This window comes from Streptomyces sp. NPDC058665 (genome assembly GCF_042714995.1).
In the GTDB taxonomy this organism is placed as follows: domain Bacteria; phylum Actinomycetota; class Actinomycetes; order Streptomycetales; family Streptomycetaceae; genus Streptomyces.
The window spans coordinates 33883-52718 of the sequence record NZ_JBHXRX010000021.1 but is presented as its reverse complement, the minus strand read 5'-3'; the positions used below and the strand labels follow the sequence as shown (position 1 = coordinate 52718).

The window sequence follows — 18836 nt, the reverse complement described above, 5'->3', positions numbered from 1 at the left end:
GGTTCGCGGGGTTATCCACAGGGGGAGACGGCCGTGGGGCACGGGGGTAACGTCGTGGGCAGTTGATGTTGGGCGAGTACGGGGGAGGCGGCGTGCCATGGGCGAGGCTGGTTCGGTGGTGACGGACGAGCGCATTCCGGTGGTGCCGGGTTTCGCGCGGCGTATGGTGCCGGGCGGGGCGGGGAGCACGCCGAAGGACGCGGGGAAGGCACTGAGGCAGCGGGTGCCGAGGTCGTCGCACGATTCGCTGGTGCTCTCGGCCTCGCGGCCGGACGCGGTGCGGGCCGTCGAGGAGTCGGGCCGGGGCCGGGTGCCCGAGCTGACGCCGCTGCGGGTGGGCCGGATGGCCGCTTCTCCCTTCGCGTTTCTGCGGGGCGCGGCCGGACTGATGGCGCACGACCTGGTGGGGACACCGGTGACCGGCGCGGGCGCGCAGATCTGCGGTGACGCGCACGCGGCGAACTTCGGGCTGTACGGGGACGCGCGAGGCCGCCTCGTCATCGATCTGAACGACTTCGACGAGACGGTGGTCGGCCCCTGGGAGTGGGACGTCAAGCGGCTCGCGACCTCGCTGGTGCTCGCCGGGCGGGAGGCGGGTGCGGACGAGGAGACGTGCCGCAGGGGCGCCAGGGACGCCGTGGGGGCGTACCGGCGCACGATGCGGCTGCTGTCGAAGCTGTCGGCCCTGGACGCGTGGAACGCGATCGCGGACGAGGAGCTCGTCTCCCACACGGACGCGCGCGACCTGATGGGCACGCTGGAGCGGGTGTCGGAGAAGGCGCGTAAGAACACGAGCGCGCGGTTCGCCGCGAAGTCGACGGAGATCGTGGACGACGGCGACGGCGACGAGGGCGGGGGCGCGGGTGGGGTGGCGCGGCGGCGGTTCGTCGACGCGCCGCCGGTGCTGCGGCGGGTGCCGGACGGGGAGGCCGCGGCGGTCGCGGCGGCGCTCGGTGAGTACGTGGGCACGCTCTCGGAGGACCGGCTGCCGCTGCTCGCGCGGTACGCGATCCATGACGTGGCGTTCCGGGTGGTCGGCACGGGCAGTGTCGGGACGCGTTCGTACGTGGTGTTGCTGCTGGACCACCGGGGCGAGGCGCTGGTGCTTCAGGTGAAGGAGGCGCGGGCCTCGGCGCTGCTGCCGTTCGTGGGGGCCGCGGGGTTCGAGACGCCGGGCGTGGAGCACGAGGGGCGCCGGGTGGTGCTCGGGCAGAAGCGGATGCAGGTCGTGAGCGACAACCTGCTGGGCTGGACGACGGTGGACGGCAGGCCGTATCAGGTACGGCAGTTCAGGAACCGCAAGGGCAGTGTGGACCCGGCCGCGCTCCCGGCGGACCAGGTCGACGACTACGCGCGGATGACCGGCGCGCTGCTGGCCAGGGCGCACGCGCACAGCGTGGACCCGAGGCTCGTCGCGGGCTACTGCGGCAAGAACGAGGAGCTGGACGAGGCGGTCGCGGCTTTCGCCGTCGCGTACGCGGACCGGACCGAGGCGGATCACTCGGAGCTGGTGACGGCTGTCAGGAGCGGGCGGATCGCCGCTGAGCTCGGGGTGTGAGGGCGACGGGGCCCCGGCGGGGGCTGGGGCCGACGGAGCTCGCGGGGGTGTGGGACCAGGGATGTGAAGGAGGGGGGCGGGTCCGCCCGTAGGCTGGACGGGTGACGCAGGACGCCTTCCGGGAGCCGACGATCCGTAACGACGACGAGCAGGACGTGCCAGACGTGCCGGATGCGACGACGGATGCCACCACGGGCGGGGAAGCCACGGCGGGGGCGGCCACGGAGGGCGTGGATGCCCCGCAGGGCGCCGGAGACGGGGCGGGGGGAGCCGAGGGGGCTGCCGGTCCGGGGCAGGAGTCCGAGCGGCTGGAGCGGGCGGTGCGGGCCGCGGAGCAGGCGCTGATCGAGTTCGAGATCGCCCTGGAGACCTTCCGGGTCGAGGTGGAGAACTTCTCCCGGCTGCACCACCAGCGGCTCGGCCCCATGTACTCGCGGCTGGACGAGCTGGACGCGATGATCGCCGAGGCCCGTGCCTCCCGGTCGGGCGACCCCGAGGATCTGCGCAAGGCGCGTGAGGCGCGGGCGATGGTGCAGCCGATGCCGGGGATCGAGGAGCTGTTCCACGACTGGCTCGACTCCGACGGTCTGTCGCCCGAGGCCGCGGCGATGCTGACGGACCAGCCCGTGCAGCCGCCGAAGCGGGTGCGGCCGACGGACGAGGTGCGCAAGCTCTACCGCGACCTGGCCCGCAAGGCGCACCCGGATCTCGCGCAGGACGACACGGAGCGGGCCCGCCGGGACGAGTTCATCACGCGCGTGAACGCGGCGTACGGACGCGGGGACGAGGCGCTGCTCAGGCAGCTCGCCGAGGAGTGGGCGGCGGGGCCCGTGCCGAAGGAACCGCGCCTGAGCGAGAACGAGGAGCTCTACGCCCGGCTGGACTGGCTGGCCCGGCGCAAGGAGCTGCTGACGATCGTGGCGCAGGATCTGGAGCAGAGCGCGATCGGCGCGATGCTTCAGATGGCGCCGGACGACCCCGACCGGCTGCTGGAGGAGATCGCCGAGCAGTTGCTGGCGGAGGTTTCGGCACGCGAGTCCGAACTGGCGCGGTTGGTGCAGTGACGGCGCGCTCCGTGCGCGAGGCTGTATCTGTCGCACCGGGGGATCCACACGTACGAGAGAAGGCACATCACATGAGTTTCGCCCAGCTGCCCGCGGTGGATGCCGCGGCGGTCCCGTCCGACGGTCTGGTGCTCGACGTCCGTGAGAACGACGAATGGGCGGCGGGCCATGTCGAGGGCGCGCTGCACATCCCGATGAGTGAATTCGTGGCGCGCTTCGGTGAGGTGACCGAGGCGGTCGCCGACGGGCGCAAGGCCTTCGTCATGTGCCGGGTCGGCGGACGGTCCGCGCAGGTCACCCAGTACCTGGTCCAGCAGGGCGTCGACGCGGCGAACGTCGAGGGCGGCATGCAGGCCTGGGAGGGCGCGGGGCGCCCGATGGTCACCGACAACGGCAGCCCGGCGTTCGTGCTCTGACGGGGGGCGCCCTGGGGCCTGTTCGGAGGGCCCGGTCCGGCTCGGACCTGCTGCGGAGCGGTTACCGCGGCCCCGGGTTCGTGCTCTGACCGAGCCCCCCGTAGCCCTTCGGGCAGGGCACGGGGGGTGCCGTCCGCGTTGGCTTCAGCCGCTCGCGTACGTCCGGTGCGGGGTGATCTGGCGGATCCCCGCCCGGGTCGTGCGTCAGCGTCGCCGTGCGAGCGCACGCGCCGACGAGCGCACGGCCGTTCCCCGGCGGGCGGTGCTCCCCCGCGGGGCGCGCGGGGGAGGTCCGTGCGTGCCCGTAGGAGGGCCGAGGGTGGTTCACGCCCGGCCCGGAGCGGCTGACGACTTGTTGGTAGGCGTGCTCCCCCGCGGCCCTTCGGGCACGGGAGCTGCCCTCTGCGTCGGCTTCAGGCGCTCGCGTACGTCGAGTGTGGGGCGATCCGGAAGGGCCCCGCCCGGCGTGTTGGAGGCGTACAGCGCGTCCGACCCGTCGCGTCAGCGGTCGAAGTCCAATTCGACCTCCTTGGTGGCCGGGTGGGACTGGCAGGCCAGTACGTAGCCCGCTTCCGTCTCCTCCGGCTCCAGGGCGAAGTTGCGGTCCATCCGTACCTCGCCCGAGACCAGGAACGCGCGGCAGGTGCCGCAGACGCCGCCCTTGCACGCGTACGGCGCGTCCGACCGGCTGCGCAGTACCGTCTCCAGCAGGGAGTCCCCCTCCTGGACCGGCCAGCTGCCCGAGCGGCCGTCGAGCGTCGCGGTGAGTGTGCTTCCTACGGTGGTCGCGTTCAGCGTCGGCGCCGCGTCCAGGGCGCCGTCGTCCACGTGGAAGATCTCCTGGTGGATCGCCTTCCGCCGGACGTCCAGGCCGCGCAGCGCCCGCTCCGCGCCCTTCACCAGGCCCAGGGGGCCGCACAGGAACCAGCCGTCGACCCTGTCGACCGGGAGCAGCGCGGGCAGCAGCGCCGCCAGTCGCTCCTCGTCCAGCCGGCCCGAGGGGAGCCCTGCCTGCTGCTCCTCCCTGGACACGACCGTGACCAGCTGGAAGCGGTCCGGAAAGCGGTCCTTGAGGTCGGCGACCTCCTCCAGGAACATCGTCGAAGCCACGGTGCGGTCGCTGCGGATCAGACAGAACCGGGCGTCCGGCTCCCGCGCGAGGAGCGTCGAGGCCATCGACAGCACCGGGGTGATCCCGCTGCCGCCGACGATCGCGGCGAAGTGCCCGGGGCGCGGCGGGAGTACGAAGCGGCCGGTCGGTTCCATGACCTCGACCGTGTCGCCCACGGCGAGTTCCTTCAGGGCGTACGTCGAGAAGTCGCCGCCCTCGACCAGCCGGATGCCCACCCGCAGGACGGGCCGTTCGCCGGCGGGCGCGCAGATCGAGTACGTACGACGGATCTCCTCGCCGTCCACGATTCGGCGCAGCGCGATGTGCTGGCCCGGAGTGTGGCGGAACGTCTCGTCCAGCTCGGGCGGCACGGCGAAGGTGACGGTCACCGAGTCGTCCGTGAGCCGCTCGACCTCGCTGACGCGGAGCGGATGGAACATCTACAACTCCTTGAAGTGGTCGAACGGTTCGCGGCAGGACGAGCAGCGGCGCAGCGCCTTGCACGCGGTGGAGGAGAACCTGCTCAGCAGTTCGGTGTCGGTCGAGCCGCAGTGCGGGCAGCGGATACCGAGGCTGAGTGGCACCGGTCCGTCCGTAGGGTGCGGACGGGGCGGGGCTATGCCGAACTCCGCGAGTTTGCGCCGCCCTTCGGCACTGATGTCGTCTGTCGACCAGGCGGGGGAGAGCACCGTGACGACGGAGACGTCCGGTATCCCCTTCTCGTGCAGCACCCGCTCGATGTCCGAGGACATCGTCTCGATCGCCGGGCAGCCGGTGTACGTGGGGGTCAGCTCGACCTCGACCCTGCCTGGTCCAGAGACATGGACGGCACGCAGCACGCCCAGCTCCTCCAGCGTCAGCACGGGCAGTTCGGGGTCGGGGACCGAGCCGGCGAGCGCGCGCAGTTCGCTCTCCAGCGCGGTCGGTCCGGCTGCGCTCACCATGACGCTCCCGGGTGGCTGCGGTGCAGGTGCTGCATCTCGGCGAGCATCCGGCCGAAGGACTCGGTGTGCAGGCCCTGCCGTCCCGCGCCCGCCGTCCATGCCCCGGCGCGCGGCCCGTCGGGCACCGTCAGCGTCGCGCGCTCAAGCACCGCCGTGACCGAGGAGAGCCAACGCTCCGCCAGCTCCTGCCTGTTGACGCCGTCCAGCCCCTCGCCGTACCCCTCGCGCTCGCCGGCACCGCTGCCGTCGCGTCCGGCGCTTCCGTCCAGGGGTGAGAACATCTCGCCGGTGAACCGCCACAGCGCCGTACAGGCCCGCTGCATCCGCCCATGGCTCTCGGCGGTGCCGTCACCGAGCCGCAGCGTCCACTGCTCGGCATGGTCCTGGTGGTAGTCGACTTCCTTCACGGCCTTGGCGGCGAGCCCGGCGAACGGCCCGTCACCGGTCGCCAACTCCTCGTACAACAGCCGCTGATAGGTGGAGAAGTAGAGCTGGCGGGCGATCGAGTGCGCGAAGTCGCCGTTCGGCTGCTCGACCAGCTGGAGATTGCGGAAGGCGCGCTCCTCGCGCAGATAGGCCAGCTTGTCCTCGTCCCCCACCAGGGAGTACAGGATCCGGGCCTGGCCCAGCAGATCCAGGGCGATGTTGGCGAGCGCCACGTCCTCTTCCAGCTCGGGTGCGTGTCCCGCCCACTCCCCCAGCCGGTGCGAAAGGATCAGGGCGTCGTCGGCGAGGGCGAGCGCCGTCGCGGTCGGGGTGCCGGTCACAGGTGACGCACCCCTTCCGGGATCTCGTAGAACGTCGGGTGCCGGTAGGGCTTGTCGCCGGCCGGTTCGAAGAACGAGTCCTTCTCGTCCGGCGAGGACGCCGTGACCGAGGCGGAGGGGACCACCCAGATCGACACACCCTCGCTGCGCCGGGTGTAGAGGTCGCGCGCGTTGCGCAGCGCCATCTCGGCGTCCGGGGCGTGCAGGCTGCCCGCGTGCGTGTGCGAGAGCCCGCGGCGGGACCGCACGAAGACCTCCCACAGAGGCCACTGGGTCGATCCGCTCATGCCGTCGCCTCTTTCTCCACGGGGCGCGCGATGTCCGCGCCGCCGGTTCCGGTGCCGCTGCCACCGCCGCTGTCAGTGCCGCTGTGCTTCGCCGCGTACGCCGTCGCCGCCTCGCGCACCCACGCGCCTTCCTCATGGGCGCGGCGCCGCTGGCTGATCCGCTGCTCGTTGCAGGGGCCGTTGCCCTTCAGGACCTCGCGGAACTCGTCCCAGTCGATCGTCCCGAAGTCGTGCTGTCCCCGCTCCTCGTTCCACTTCAGGTCCGGGTCGGGGAGCGTGAGACCGAGCGTCTCGGCCTGGGGGACACAGATGTCGACGAACCGCTGCCGCAGCTCGTCGTTCGAATGCCGCTTGATCTTCCAGGTCATCGACTGCGCGGAGTGCGCCGACTCGTCGTCCGGCGGGCCGAACATCATCAGGGAGGGCCACCACCAGCGGTTCACCGCGTCCTGCGCCATCTCGTGCTGCGCGGGCGTGCCACGGCTGAGGGCCAGCAGCGATTCGTACCCCTGGCGCTGGTGGAAGGACTCCTCCTTGCAGATACGGACCATCGCGCGGGCGTACGGGCCGTAGGAGCAGCGGCAGAGCGGGACCTGGTTCGTGATCGCGGCCCCGTCCACCAGCCAGCCGATCGCGCCGACGTCCGCCCAGGTCAGCGTCGGGTAGTTGAAGATCGACGAGTATTTCTGGCGGCCGGAGTGGAGCTTGTCGAGCAGCTCGTCGCGGCTTGTGCCCAGGGTCTCGGCCGCGCTGTAGAGATACAGCCCGTGCCCCGCCTCGTCCTGCACCTTGGCCATCAGGATCGCCTTGCGCCGCAGCGAGGGCGCGCGCGTGATCCAGTTCGCCTCCGGCTGCATGCCGATGATTTCCGAGTGCGCGTGCTGGGCCATCTGGCGGACGAGCGACGCACGGTAGGCCTCCGGCATCCAGTCACGGGGCTCGATGCGCTCGTCGGCGGCCACCGCGGCGTCGAACGCCGCCTCGTACGCCGCTGCCGTCGTCTCCACCGTTGCCTCCACAGCCGTCCCCGCGGTCACTGCGGTCATCCGGGCCCCCTACCGACCGATCGTTCGGTTCAATGACTTCAATGGTCGGTCGGCGGCCCGTAGGGTGTCAACCCTGTGGATAACCGACTGTGGGAAGACGGGGATCGGGGCGGGATGGATTCGAACGACGACAAGGGTGGAAACCCGGAATCTCCACCGGGTCCACCAGCGGCTCCGACACCGGGGATAGCCGGGCTCTCCTTCCCGTACCAGGTGGTCGCCGCCGTCGCCCTCGCGGTCGTCGGGCTGCTCGCCGTGGGCCATGTGGCCATGGTGTTCCTGCACGTCGCGCCCCAGAACACCGTCTCCAAGGAGTACAGCGAGCAGGTGGGCGACTGGATCTATCCCGAGTTCGAACAGAACTGGAAGCTCTTCGCGCCCAATCCCCTCCAGCAGAACATCGCCGTCGAGGTCCGCGCCGACGTGAACACGGCGGACGGAGCGCGCGAGACGACCGGTTGGATCAATCTGACCGCCGACGACGCCGAGGCGATCCGCGGCAACCCCTTCCCCAGCCATGTCGACCAGAACGAACTGCGCCGGGGCTGGGACTTCTACGTCAACTCCCACGACGACAAGGCCCGCCCCAACGGTCTGCGCGGGCAGCTCTCCGAGAGCTACATACGCAGGATCGTGATGCTGCGCCTGGAGTCGTACGACCTCGGCGGCCCCGTCGAGCGCATTCAGCTCCGCTCCGCCGCCCGGGTCGTCCAGGCGCCCCCGTGGAGCGGTGAGAAGACCAACACCAAGCCCGGCTACCGCGTCTTCCCGTGGTGGACCGTGACCCCGGGCGATCTGTCCGAAGGCGTGCGGAACGACGGCTCGCCGGGCGACGGCCCGCGTGCCGGCAGCCGTACGGAGGCCCGCGGATGAGCCGCCCCGCCCACACTCCCGCCCACGCCCCCACCGTCGCCCACAAGGCCGCGCTCGTCCTCCAGCGCGTCACCTCCCGGCCCCTCGGTCCCCACCAGAGCGCCGTCGTCCGGATCGGATTCTCCGCCGCCTGGCTCCTCTTCCTACTGCGCGAACTGCCCAACCGCCGTGAGCTGTACGGGCCCGGCAGCCCGTGGAGCTGGGACATGGCCCAGCAACTGATCGCGGGCAACGGCGCGTTCACCACGCTGATGTGGTCCGAGAGCGGTGTCTGGTTCGAGATCGTCTACGCCGTCTCCGTACTGTCCAGCGCCCTGCTGATGCTCGGCTGGCGCACCCGCACCATGTCCGTGCTCTTCATGGTGGGCGTGCTGTCCCTCCAGAACCGCAGCATCTTCATGGGCGACGGCGGCGACAACGTCATCCATCTGATGGCGATCTATCTGGTGCTCACCCGCTGCGGCCGGGTCTGGTCGCTCGACGCCCGCCGGGAGGACCGCGCCGCGCGCGCCGTCGCCTCCGGCAAGGCCGCACCCGTGGACCGGGTCGGGCCCCTCCTGTGGGCCGTGCTCGGTGTCGCCCTGCTGGGCACGCTGCTGGACAGGACCGGCGGCGAGTGGTGGGTGACGGCGCTGCTGTGGACGCTGTGGCTCTCCCAGGGGCTGTGGTGGGCGCTGAACCGTTACGCGCCGAAGAGCGAGCCGCGCGCGCTGCTGGATGTCATCGCGAACCTCGCGCACAACGGCGCACTCGTCGTGATCATGGCGGAGGTCTGTCTGATCTACGCCACGGCCGGCTGGTACAAGATCCAGGGGTCGCGCTGGCAGGACGGCACCGCGCTCTACTACCCGCTGCACCTGGACTACTTCGCCCCCTGGCCCGCTCTCGCCGACATCCTGGCCTCCAGCGGCCTGATCGTGATGGCGCTGACGTACGGCACGGTCATGGTCCAGGTCGCGTTCCCGTTCACGCTCTTCAACCGGCGGGTCAAGAACGTCCTGCTGGTGGCGATGATGCTGGAGCACGCGGGCATCGCCGTCCTGCTCGGGCTGCCGTTCTTCTCGCTTGCCATGATCGCCGCCGACGCCGTCTTCCTGCCGACCAGCTTCATGATCCGGATCGGCCACGCGGCGACGCGCCTGCGGCTGCGCTTCACCAAGGGGCCGGTGCCCAAGGGCGGTGACGGGGCCGACATGCCGGACCGGCGCACGGGCGACGACGCCGGGTCTGCCGCGCAGGACGCGACACCTCCGGGACCGCCCGGTGTGGAGGCGGACCCCTCGCTCGTCCGGTGACGGCTCTCCCCGTCCGCCCGCCTACGCTGGGGCGATGAACGACGTCGATCCCGCGAGCGCCCTGCGGTTGTGGCACGACCAAGCCCCTGGCGCCGTGGTGCTCGACGGCTTCCACGCGCTGAAGCACGCGCTGCGGTTCGGGGCGGACGTGCGGCTCGCGGTCACGAGCGACAAGGAGTCCGTGCTCGCCCTGGCGGCCGAGCTCGCCGACGATCTGGTCGGCACCCTGCGGGCGTCGCTGGTCGAAGTGCCCGCCGATGATCTGCGGGAGCTGGTGCCGAAGGTGCACCCGACGCGGGTGGTCGCCTTGGCCGTCAGGCGTGGCCGTACGGAGAATCTGGCCGCGCTGGCGGCGGCGCCCCGGCGCTCTCCCGTCGTCGTCCTCGACAATCCCCGCAATCTCGGGAACGTCGGGGCGGTGGTGCGGCTCGCGGCCGGGTTCGCCGCGACCGGGGTGGTGACCACCGGGGATCTCGATCCCTGGCACCCGAACGTCGTCCGCGCCGGCGCCGGGCTGCACTTCGCCACCGCCGTCGAGCGGCTGGCACCCGACGACTTCCCCCCGGGGCCGCTGTACGCCCTGGATCCGGAGGGGGCGGACATCCGGTCGGTGACTCTCCCCGACGACGCGCTGCTCGCCTTCGGCTCCGAACGGCACGGGCTCTCGGCCGAACTGCGGGCGCGCGCCGACACGTTGCTGGCGCTGCCGATGCGCCCCCAGGTCTCCAGCTACAACCTCGCCACCAGCGTGGCCATGGCGCTGTTCCACTGGGGCGGGCCGAACTGACGTGCAGGGCCGGGCCGCACCGGCCCGCCCGGCCCAACCGCCCTGCGCCCAACCGCCCTGCGCCCAACCACCCCGCGCCCGGCCGCCGTTCGACGGCCGGGCACGGGCGCGGTGTCACGCCTGGCGGCGGACCTCCACCGTACGGAAGCGGTTGGCCACGAACGCCGCGTCGCACAGCGCCGCGTTCGCCGCCGGATTCCCGCCCGAGCCGTGGAAGTCGGAGAAGGCCGCCGTCTGGTTCACATAGACCCCGCCCGTCAGGTTCAGGGACAGCTGGGCCAGCTCTTCCACACAGACGTCCTCGACCGCGCGCTCCGTCCCGGCCGATGTCGTGTACGCCCCGACCGTCATCGCGCCCTTGTCGCGGACCGTACGGCGCAGCAGCTCCAGCGCCTCCTCGGTCGACTCCACGGCGACCGCGAACGAGACCGGGCCGAAGCACTCCGACAGATACGGCGCCTCCGAGCCGTTCGCCCCCGCCGCCGGGTCCCACTGCTTGCGCGAGCCGTCGGACTTGACGATCGCCGGCGTACGGACCAGGGCGTCCGGGAAGTCCGGATTGGCGATCACGCGCGAGGCGAGCGCCACGTCCCCGAGACCGTCCGCCGCGTCCAGCCTGCTCTTCACGTCCGGGTTGACCAGCGCGCCGAGCAGGCCGTTGGCTCGGGCGTCGTCGCCCAGCAGGCCGCTCACCGATGCCGCCAGGTCGGCGACCACCTCGTCGAAGGACTTCGGGCCCGCGTCCGTCGTGATTCCGTCGCGCGGGATGAGGAGATTCTGCGGGGTGGTGCACATCTGGCCGCTGTAGAGCGAGAGCGAGAAGGCCAGATTGGCGAGCATGCCCTTGTAGTCGTCGGTGGAGTCCACGAGGACCGTGTTGACGCCCGCCTTCTCCGTGTAGACCTGCGCCTGGCGGGCGTTGGTCTCCAGCCAGTCGCCGAAGGCGGTGGACCCGGTGTAGTCGATGATCTTGATCTCGGGCCGGACGGCCAGGGTCTTGGCGATGCCCTCGCCGGGCCGCTCGGCGGCCAGCGCGACCAGATTCGGGTCGAAGCCGGCCTCGGCGAGCACCTCGCGGGCCACCCGCACCGTGAGGGCGAGGGGCAGCACCGCGCGCGGGTGCGGCTTGACGAGGACCGGATTGCCGGTGGCCAGCGAGGCGAACAGGCCCGGATAGCCGTTCCATGTCGGGAAGGTGTTGCAGCCGATCAGCAGCGAGATGCCGCGCGGCGCGGCCGTGAAGGACTTCCGCAGCTCCAGGGGGTCGCGCTTGCCCTGGGGCTTGGACCAGCCGGCGTCGGCGGGCGTGCGGGTCTGCTCCTGATACGCGTACGCCACCGCCTCCAGGCCGCGGTCCTGGGCGTGCGGTCCGCCCGCCTGGAACGCCATCATGAACGCCTGTCCGCTGGTGTGCATCACGGCATGGGCGAACTCGTGGGTCCTGGCGCTGATCCTGGCCAGGATCTCCAGGCTGACCAGGGCGCGCGTCTCGGGCCCCGCCGCGCGCCAGGCGCTCATGCCGGCACGCATGGCGGGCAGCAGGACGTCGATGTCGGCGTGCGGATACTCGACGCCGAGCTCCGGCCCGTACGGCGAGGTCTCGCCGCCCGTCCAGCCGTCGGTGCCCGGCTGATCGAGGTCGATACGGGTGCCGTGCAGGGCCTTGAACGCGGCCAGGCCCTCGGCCGGCGCGCTCTCGCCGTACGCCTTCGGGTGCTCAGGGTGCGGCGACCAGTAGGCACGCGTGCGAATCGCGTCGAGGGCCTGGTCGAGCGTGGGCCGGTGCTTCTCGTTGAGCTGCTGGGGGCTGAGCTGGGCGGCCATGAGGACCAACTCCTCGTCGAGCTGGGCGGGATCGGGGAAATGAGCGACAGGGGGACACGAGCGACGGACAGAGTTAGAGTAACCGAACGATCGGTCGGGACAAGGGGGGCTGTGGAAAACCCGCGCTTTCCCGTCGCCGCGGACGGTGTCGTTCCGGTCAGTTCCGGCTGATCGCCGCCCGCGACCGGTCTCCTTGGGAGATCACGTATCGCGGCGGATGTTCATACAGGAGGATCGGGTCATGACAGCAATCGAGCGCTCCCGCGTCGTCGCGGTGGTCGGCGCCGGCACGATGGGACAGGGAATCGCCCAGGTGGCCCTCGTCGCCGGACATCCCGTGCGCCTCTACGACGTCCTGCCCGGCCGCGCACAGCAGGCGGCCGACGCCGTCGGAGCCCGGCTGGACCGGCTGACGGAGAAGGGGCGGCTGGACGCGGACGCCCGCGACAGCGCCAAGGCCCGGCTGCTGCCCGCCGCGGAACTGTCCGAGCTCGCGGACGCCGCCCTCGTCGTCGAAGCCGTCCTGGAGCAACTGACCGTCAAACAGGAGCTGTTCGCGGCGCTGGAGCACATCGTCGGCGACGACTGCCTGCTCGCCACCAACACCTCCTCCCTCTCCGTCACGGCCGTCGCGGGCGCCCTGCGCCTCCCCGGCCGCTTCGTCGGCCTGCACTTCTTCAACCCCGCGCCGCTCCTGCCGCTGGTCGAGGTCGTCAGCGGGCACGCGACCGAGGAGAGCGCGGCCACGCGCGCCCGGGAAACGGCGGCCGCCTGGGGCAAGACGCCCGTGCGCTGCGCCGACACCCCGGGCTTCGTCGTGAACCGCGTCGCCCGCCCCTACTACGCCGAGGCGCTGCGCCTGTACGAGGAGCGGGCCGCCGACCCCGCGACCATCGACGCCGTCCTGCGCGAGTGCGGCGGCTTCCGGATGGGCCCCTTCGAACTGACCGATCTCATCGGGCAGGACGTCAACGAGGCGGTCACGCGCTCCGTCTGGGAGTCCTTCTTCCAGGACGTGCGCTTCACGCCCTCCCTGGCCCAGCGGCGCCTGGTGGAGTCGGGCCGGCTCGGACGCAAGTCGGGCCGGGGCTGGTTCTCCTACGAGGACGGCGCCCCCGCGCCCGAACCGCTGACCGCGCCGCCCGCCGACCCGCCGCCGTCCGTGGTCGTCCAGGGCGAGCTGTTCGCCGCGGCGGCGCTGCCCGGGATGATCGAAGAGGCCGGGATCGAGGTCATACGTAAGGAGGACGCCGTCCCCGGATACCCCGGCTGGCTCGAACTGCCCTGCGGCACCCGCCTCTTCCTCACCGACGGCGAGGCGGCGGACTCCTCCGACCTGCGGCTGATCCACTTCGACCTCGCGCACGACTACCGCGCCGCGACCCGGATAGCCCTCGCGCCGTCCGCCACGGTGCCCGAGGAGTCCGTCGTCGCGGCCGTGGGCCTCTTCCAGGCGCTCGGCAAGCAGGTCAGTGTGATCGCCGACGTCCCCGGCATGATCGTGGGCCGTACGGTCGCCATGCTCGCCGACTTCGCGCTCGACGCCCTGGCGCGCGGTGTCGCGTCCGCCGATGACATCGACACCGCGATGCGGCTCGGCGTGAACTACCCGCGCGGGCCGCTCGACTGGGTGGCGGAGCTGGGGGCCGACCGGACGCTCTACCTGCTGGAGCGGCTGCACGAGGAGTATCCGTCGGGCCGGTACGCCGCCTCGCAGGCGCTGCGCCGCCTCGCCGCCGCCGAGGCCGCGTCGGCGGCCGGCGCCGCGCCGGAAGGGGCGGGCTCATGACCACCGCCAAGCGGGACACCTACACCCCCGAGACACTGCTCACGGTCGCCGTCGGCGTCTTCATCGAGCGCGGCTACGACGGCACCTCCATGGAGCATCTGTCGAAGGCCGCCGGTATCTCCAAGTCCTCCATATACCACCATGTCTCGGGCAAGGAGGAGCTGCTGCGCCGGGCGGTCAGCCGGGCCATCGACGGCCTCTTCGGGATCCTCGACGAGCCGGACGCCGGGCGGGGCCGGGCCATCGAGCGGGTCGAGTACGTGACGCGCCGCACCGTCGAGGTCCTGATGGCGGAGCTGCCCTATGTGACTCTGCTGCTGCGGGTGCGGGGCAACACCAGGACCGAGCGCTGGGCCATGGAGCGGCGGCGCGAGTTCGACCAGCGGGTCGCGGGCCTGCTGAAGGCGGCGGCGGCCGACGGCGACCTCCGCGCGGACATGGACATCCGGCTGGCGACGCGGCTGCTCTTCGGCATGATCAATTCGCTCGTGGAGTGGTACCGGCCGCAGCCGGGCGGCGGCTACGACAGCGACCAGGTCGCCGAGACGGTCGTACGGATGGCGTTCGACGGGCTCCGCGGGGAATCCTCGTAGCACCTGTACGGCACCCGTACGGCGCTCGGGCCGCCCCCGGCTTCTCAGGGCGTGGGCGGGCCCGGCGGGTCGAGGTCGGTCTCCTCGAAGACCAGCAGGGTGCGGGTGGACAGCACCTCGGGGATCGACTGGAGCCGGGTCAGGACCAGCTCCCGCAGCGTCCGGTTGTCCGGCGCGTGGACCAGCAGCAGCACGTCGAAATCGCCGCTGACCAGGGCGATGTGCGTGGCGCCCGGCAACTCCTGGAGCTGTTCGCGCACCGTGCGCCAGGAGTTCTGCACGATCTTGAGCGTGATGTACGCGGAGGCGCCCTGACCTGCCCGTTCATGGTTGATCCTGGCACCGAACCCGCGGATGACGCGGTCCTCGACGAGCCGGTTGATCCGGGCGTACGCGTTGGCGCGCGAGACATGGACGCGCTCGGCCACCGACCGTATCGAGGCGCGGCCGTCCGTCTGGAGGATGCGCAGGATGTCGTGGTCGATCGCGTCGAGCGGCCGGGCGGGCGGCTCCCGCTGCCCGGTCCGCTCCCAGTCCTCGGCCATTTGTTCAGCCGCCATGTCCCCCACCTCTCCACTCTTGGACACCCTGTGCCCATCACAGGCTGTGCAGAACCGTTTGTCCACAGGCTGAAGGCGCCGGTAGCCAAAATGCCGCGCAAACCGAACAATCGGTAGGTGAGGCGCGCCACACTCACGCGCCGCCCAGCCCGCTCCCATGGAGGAGGTGCACGCGTTGAAGAAGAGCAGCACGACGGTCCAGGAGCCCCCGGGACCTGTCGTCCACCGGCCCACCCCGCCCCCGGCGTGGCAGCCCCGTACGGACCCCGCCCCGTTGCTCCCCGACCCCGAGCCGTATCGCGTACTGGGCACGGAAGCGGTGGCGGACGCCGACCCCGAGCTGCTGCGGCGGCTCTACGCGGAGCTGGTCCGCGGCCGTCGGTTCAACGCGCAGGCCACCGCCCTCACCAAGCAGGGCCGGCTCGCCGTCTACCCGTCGAGCACCGGCCAGGAGGCCTGCGAGGTCGCCGCGGCCCTGGTGCTCCAGGAGCAGGACTGGCTCTTCCCCAGCTACCGCGACACCCTCGCCGTCGTGGCGCGCGGCCTTGACCCCGTGCAGGCCCTCACCCTGCTGCGCGGCGACTGGCACACCGGATACGACCCGCGCGAGCACCGCATCGCCCCGCTCTCCACCCCGCTGGCCACCCAGCTCCCGCACGCCGTCGGGCTGGCGCACGCCGCGCGCCTCAAGGGTGACGACGTGGTCGCGCTCGCCCTGGTCGGCGACGGAGGCACCAGCGAGGGCGACTTCCACGAGGCGCTGAACTTCGCCGCCGTATGGAAGGCGCCCGTCGTCTTCCTCGTGCAGAACAACGGCTTCGCCATCTCCGTCCCGCTCGCCAAGCAGACCGCGGCGCCCTCGCTGGCCCACAAGGCCGTCGGCTACGGAATGCCCGGCAGGCTGGTCGACGGGAACGACGCCCCGGCGGTGCACGCGGTCCTCACCGAGGCCGTGCGGCGGGCCAGGAGCGGCGGCGGCCCGACGCTCGTCGAGGCCGTCACCTACCGCATCGAGGCTCATACGAACGCGGACGACGCGACGCGTTACCGCGGCGACGGCGAGGTCGAGGCGTGGCGCGCCCACGACCCCGTCCGGCTGCTGGAACACGAGCTGACGGAGCGCGGGATGCTCGACGGGGACGGGATCAGGAAGGCCGCCGACGACGCCGACGCGATGGCCGCGCGGCTGCGCGACCGGATGAACGCCGAGCCGGAGCTGGACCCCATGGACCTCTTCGCGCACGTCTACGCGGAGCAGACGGCGCAACTGCGCGAGCAGGCGGCCCAATTGCGGGCCGAGCTGGACGCTTCTGACGAGCCGGCCGACGCGGGACAGGGGGAGGCGCGATGACCACCGTCGCCTCCAGGGCCCCCAGGACCGACCTTGCGGCGAAGCCGGCCACCATGGCGCAGGCGCTGCGGCGCGCGATGCGCGACGCGATGGCCGATGACCCGGCCGTGCACATCCTCGGTGAGGACGTCGGCACGCTCGGCGGGGTCTTCCGGGTCACCGACGGACTCGCAGCCGAGTTCGGCGAGGACCGCTGTACGGACACGCCGCTGGCCGAGGCCGGGATCCTCGGTACGGCCGTCGGTATGGCGATGTACGGGCTGCGGCCCGTCGTGGAGATGCAGTTCGACGCCTTCGCCTATCCGGCGTTCGAGCAGCTGGCCAGCCATGTCGCCAAGATGCGCAACCGCACGCACGGTGCGCTGCCGCTGCCGATCACCATCCGGGTGCCGTACGGCGGCGGGATCGGCGGCGTCGAGCACCACAGCGATTCCTCCGAGGCGTACTACATGGCGACGCCCGGCCTCCATGTCGTCACCCCGGCGACGGTCGAGGACGCGTACGGGATGCTCCGGGCGGCCATCGCCTCCGACGATCCGGTGGTCTTCCTGGAGCCCAAGCGGCTGTACTGGTCGAAGGCGCGGTGGTCGCCGGAGGCGCCGGCGGCGGTGGAGCCGATCGGCCGGGCCGTCGTGCGGCGTACGGGACTGAGCGCCACCCTCGTCACGTACGGCCCCTCCCTCACCGTCTGTCTGGAGGCGGCGGAGGCCGCCCGCGCGGAGGGCTGGGACCTGGAAGTGGTCGACCTGCGCTCGTTGGTGCCCTTCGACGACGAGACGGTCGTCGCCTCCGTACGGCGCACGGGGCGCGCGGTAGTCGTCCACGAGTCCAACGGTTTCGGCGGGCCCGGCGGGGAGATCGCCGCCCGGATCAATGAGCGCTGCTTCCACCATCTGGAGGCACCGGTCCTGCGGGTCGCCGGATTCGACATCCCGTATCCGCCGCCGATGCTGGAACAGCACCATCTGCCGGGTGTGGACCGGGTGCTGGACGCGGTCGCGCGGCTTCAGTGGGAGGCGGACAGCTGATGGCCCAGGTGCTCGAATTCAAGCTGCCGGATCTCGGTGAGGGCCTGACCGAGGCCGAGATCGTCCGCTGGCTGGTGGCGGTCGGCGACGTCGTCGCCATCGACCAGCCGGTCGTCGAGGTCGAGACGGCCAAGGCGATGGTGGAGGTCCCGTGCCCCTACGGGGGCGTGGTCACCGCGCGGTACGGCGAGGAGGGCACGGAGCTGCCGGTCGGCGCGCCGCTGCTGACGGTGGCGGTCGGGGCATCCGAGCCCGCCGCTGACGCCGGTCCCCCGGCGGATTCGGGTACCGGTACGGGCGCCGAGGGGGTTCCGGCCGCCAAGTCCGGTCCGGCCGAGACGTCCGGGAACGTGCTGGTCGGGTACGGCACGGGTGCTCCGGCCGCCCGGCGGCGACGGGTCCGCCCCGCGACGGTCGTCGCCGCGGCACCAGCGGCTCCGGCGGCTCCGGCCGCCCCCGTCGCACTCGCTGATCCGCTGCCGACGGCGGCTCCGGCGTCGGCGGCGGCGCCCGTACCTGAGCGGTCCGGGCCCGTGCCGGTCATCTCGCCGCTGGTGCGGCGGCTGGCCAGGCAGAACGGGCTCGACCTCCGGGCGCTGGACGGATCGGGCCGGGACGGGCTGATCCTGCGGTGCGACGTCGAGCAGGCGATCGAGCGGATCGAGCAGCAGGCCGCACGGACAGCGGCGCCCTCCGCTCCCGCCTCACCTTCCACATCAGGCTTCCCGTCCGCTTCCACCGACGGGGCGGTCACCGAGCGCGTACCGCTGCGCGGTGTGCGCGGCGCGGTCGCCGACAAGCTCAGCCGCAGCCGGCGCGAGATCCCCGAGGCGACCTGCTGGGTCGACGCGGACGCGACGGAACTGCTGGCGGCCAGGACCGCCGCCAACGCGGCCGGCGGCCCGAAGATCTCCCTCATCGCCCTGCTGGCGCGGATCTGCACGGCGGCGCTCGCGCGCTTCCCGGAGCTCAACTCCACGGTGGACACGGAGGCCAGGGAGATCGTCCGCCTGCGCGACGTCCATCTCGGCTTCGCCGCGCAGACCGACCGCGGCCTGGTCGTCCCCGTCGTGAGGGACGCGCGGAACCGTTCGGCGGAGTCCCTGAGCGCGGAGTTCGCCCGGCTCACGGAGGCCGGCCGGACGGGGAAGCTGACCCCCGGCGATCTCACGGGCGGCACGTTCACGCTGAACAACTACGGCGTGTTCGGCGTCGACGGCTCCACGCCGATCATCAACCACCCCGAGGCCGCGATGCTCGGCGTCGGCCGTATCGTCGCCAAACCCTGGGTGCACCAGGGCGAGTTGGCGGTACGCCAGGTCGTCCAGCTCTCCCTCACCTTCGACCACCGGGTCTGCGACGGCGGCACGGCGGGCGGCTTCCTGAGGTACGTGGCGGACTGTGTGGAACAGCCGGCGGTGCTGCTGCGCACGTTGTAGGCCACGCCCGGGTGGACCGCGCCCGGCACGGGGTCCAGGATCACGGTCCGCACCGGCCAAGATCACGGTCGTACATCACGGTCCGACATCACATGCGTCGGACA

The 18836-nt window shown here is 72.0% G+C and carries 18 protein-coding genes; 11 read left to right on the top strand and 7 right to left on the bottom strand.

The window, feature by feature from the left end; genetic code table 11:
- Positions 1-97: 97 nt before the first annotated feature.
- The 3 genes from ACFWV8_RS15990 to ACFWV8_RS15980 all read left to right on the top strand — a co-directional run bounded on the left by ACFWV8_RS15990 (position 98) and on the right by ACFWV8_RS15980 (position 3038).
- Positions 98-1558, top strand: a complete 1461-nt coding sequence (locus ACFWV8_RS15990; RefSeq protein WP_384201638.1) for a DUF2252 domain-containing protein — start codon at positions 98-100, stop codon at positions 1556-1558.
- Positions 1559-1659: 101 nt separating this feature from the next.
- Positions 1660-2622: a J domain-containing protein gene (locus tag ACFWV8_RS15985; protein ID WP_384201635.1), complete on the top strand. Its 963-nt coding sequence runs from the start codon at positions 1660-1662 to the stop codon at positions 2620-2622.
- Positions 2623-2693: 71 nt separating this feature from the next.
- On the top strand, positions 2694-3038 hold the full coding sequence (locus ACFWV8_RS15980) for a rhodanese-like domain-containing protein (RefSeq protein WP_329384842.1): 345 nt from the start codon (positions 2694-2696) through the stop codon (positions 3036-3038).
- Between the two features lie 501 nt (positions 3039-3539).
- Here ACFWV8_RS15980 and ACFWV8_RS15975 read toward each other — a convergent pair.
- From ACFWV8_RS15975 to paaA, 5 genes are read right to left on the bottom strand one after another with little or no spacing between them, the layout of a single operon-like run.
- Positions 3540-4589, bottom strand: a complete 1050-nt coding sequence (locus ACFWV8_RS15975; RefSeq protein WP_384201631.1) for a 2Fe-2S iron-sulfur cluster-binding protein — start codon at positions 4587-4589, stop codon at positions 3540-3542.
- Positions 4590-5093 (bottom strand): 1,2-phenylacetyl-CoA epoxidase subunit PaaD, encoded by a 504-nt coding sequence (gene paaD, locus ACFWV8_RS15970; RefSeq protein ID WP_329384838.1) that lies wholly within the window; start codon positions 5091-5093, stop codon positions 4590-4592.
- Positions 5087-5860: a 1,2-phenylacetyl-CoA epoxidase subunit PaaC gene (gene paaC / locus ACFWV8_RS15965; protein WP_384201628.1), complete on the bottom strand. Its 774-nt coding sequence runs from the start codon at positions 5858-5860 to the stop codon at positions 5087-5089. The genes paaD and paaC overlap by 7 nt, the downstream gene beginning before the upstream one ends.
- A complete protein-coding gene (paaB, locus tag ACFWV8_RS15960; protein WP_069628646.1) occupies positions 5857-6147 on the bottom strand; it encodes a 1,2-phenylacetyl-CoA epoxidase subunit PaaB in 291 nt (96 codons plus the stop codon). The genes paaC and paaB overlap by 4 nt, the downstream gene beginning before the upstream one ends.
- Positions 6144-7193, bottom strand: a complete 1050-nt coding sequence (paaA, locus tag ACFWV8_RS15955) for a 1,2-phenylacetyl-CoA epoxidase subunit PaaA (RefSeq protein ID WP_384201624.1) — start codon at positions 7191-7193, stop codon at positions 6144-6146. The genes paaB and paaA overlap by 4 nt, the downstream gene beginning before the upstream one ends.
- Positions 7194-7307: 114 nt before the next feature.
- Here paaA and ACFWV8_RS15950 point away from each other — a divergent pair, with 114 nt between their 5' ends.
- From ACFWV8_RS15950 to ACFWV8_RS15940, 3 genes are read left to right on the top strand one after another with little or no spacing between them, the layout of a single operon-like run.
- Entirely contained in the window at positions 7308-8066 is a 759-nt protein-coding gene (locus ACFWV8_RS15950) for a DUF5819 family protein (protein WP_384201621.1), read from the top strand.
- Positions 8063-9361 (top strand): HTTM domain-containing protein, encoded by a 1299-nt coding sequence (locus ACFWV8_RS15945; RefSeq protein WP_384201618.1) that lies wholly within the window; start codon positions 8063-8065, stop codon positions 9359-9361. The genes ACFWV8_RS15950 and ACFWV8_RS15945 overlap by 4 nt, the downstream gene beginning before the upstream one ends.
- A 34-nt stretch (positions 9362-9395) precedes the next feature.
- Positions 9396-10148: a TrmH family RNA methyltransferase gene (locus ACFWV8_RS15940; protein WP_384201615.1), complete on the top strand. Its 753-nt coding sequence runs from the start codon at positions 9396-9398 to the stop codon at positions 10146-10148.
- A gap of 114 nt (positions 10149-10262) precedes the next feature.
- Here the strand turns inward: ACFWV8_RS15940 and paaN are convergent, their stop codons facing one another.
- Positions 10263-11972: a phenylacetic acid degradation protein PaaN gene (paaN, locus tag ACFWV8_RS15935; protein WP_384201612.1), complete on the bottom strand. Its 1710-nt coding sequence runs from the start codon at positions 11970-11972 to the stop codon at positions 10263-10265.
- A gap of 241 nt (positions 11973-12213) precedes the next feature.
- Here paaN and ACFWV8_RS15930 point away from each other — a divergent pair, with 241 nt between their 5' ends.
- Together ACFWV8_RS15930 and ACFWV8_RS15925 are read left to right on the top strand one after the other, a co-directional pair.
- Positions 12214-13761, top strand: a complete 1548-nt coding sequence (locus tag ACFWV8_RS15930; RefSeq protein ID WP_384201609.1) for a 3-hydroxyacyl-CoA dehydrogenase — start codon at positions 12214-12216, stop codon at positions 13759-13761.
- The gene (locus tag ACFWV8_RS15925; protein ID WP_329384814.1) at positions 13758-14354 is read left to right on the top strand and encodes a TetR/AcrR family transcriptional regulator; all 597 of its coding nucleotides are present in this window, start codon (positions 13758-13760) and stop codon (positions 14352-14354) included. Before ACFWV8_RS15930 ends, ACFWV8_RS15925 begins: the two co-directional genes overlap by 4 nt.
- Before the next feature lie 44 nt (positions 14355-14398).
- Here the strand turns inward: ACFWV8_RS15925 and ACFWV8_RS15920 are convergent, their stop codons facing one another.
- A complete protein-coding gene (locus tag ACFWV8_RS15920; RefSeq protein ID WP_329384811.1) occupies positions 14399-14914 on the bottom strand; it encodes an Lrp/AsnC family transcriptional regulator in 516 nt (171 codons plus the stop codon).
- A 157-nt stretch (positions 14915-15071) separates the two neighbouring features.
- Here ACFWV8_RS15920 and pdhA point away from each other — a divergent pair, with 157 nt between their 5' ends.
- From pdhA to ACFWV8_RS15905, 3 genes are read left to right on the top strand one after another with little or no spacing between them, the layout of a single operon-like run.
- Positions 15072-16265, top strand: a complete 1194-nt coding sequence (gene pdhA / locus ACFWV8_RS15915; RefSeq protein ID WP_384201605.1) for a pyruvate dehydrogenase (acetyl-transferring) E1 component subunit alpha — start codon at positions 15072-15074, stop codon at positions 16263-16265.
- The gene (locus ACFWV8_RS15910; protein ID WP_384201602.1) at positions 16262-17293 is read left to right on the top strand and encodes an alpha-ketoacid dehydrogenase subunit beta; all 1032 of its coding nucleotides are present in this window, start codon (positions 16262-16264) and stop codon (positions 17291-17293) included. Before pdhA ends, ACFWV8_RS15910 begins: the two co-directional genes overlap by 4 nt.
- Complete coding sequence (locus ACFWV8_RS15905; protein ID WP_384201599.1) at positions 17293-18732, top strand: dihydrolipoamide acetyltransferase family protein; 1440 nt, start codon at positions 17293-17295, stop codon at positions 18730-18732. Before ACFWV8_RS15910 ends, ACFWV8_RS15905 begins: the two co-directional genes overlap by 1 nt.
- Positions 18733-18836: the final 104 nt, after the last annotated feature.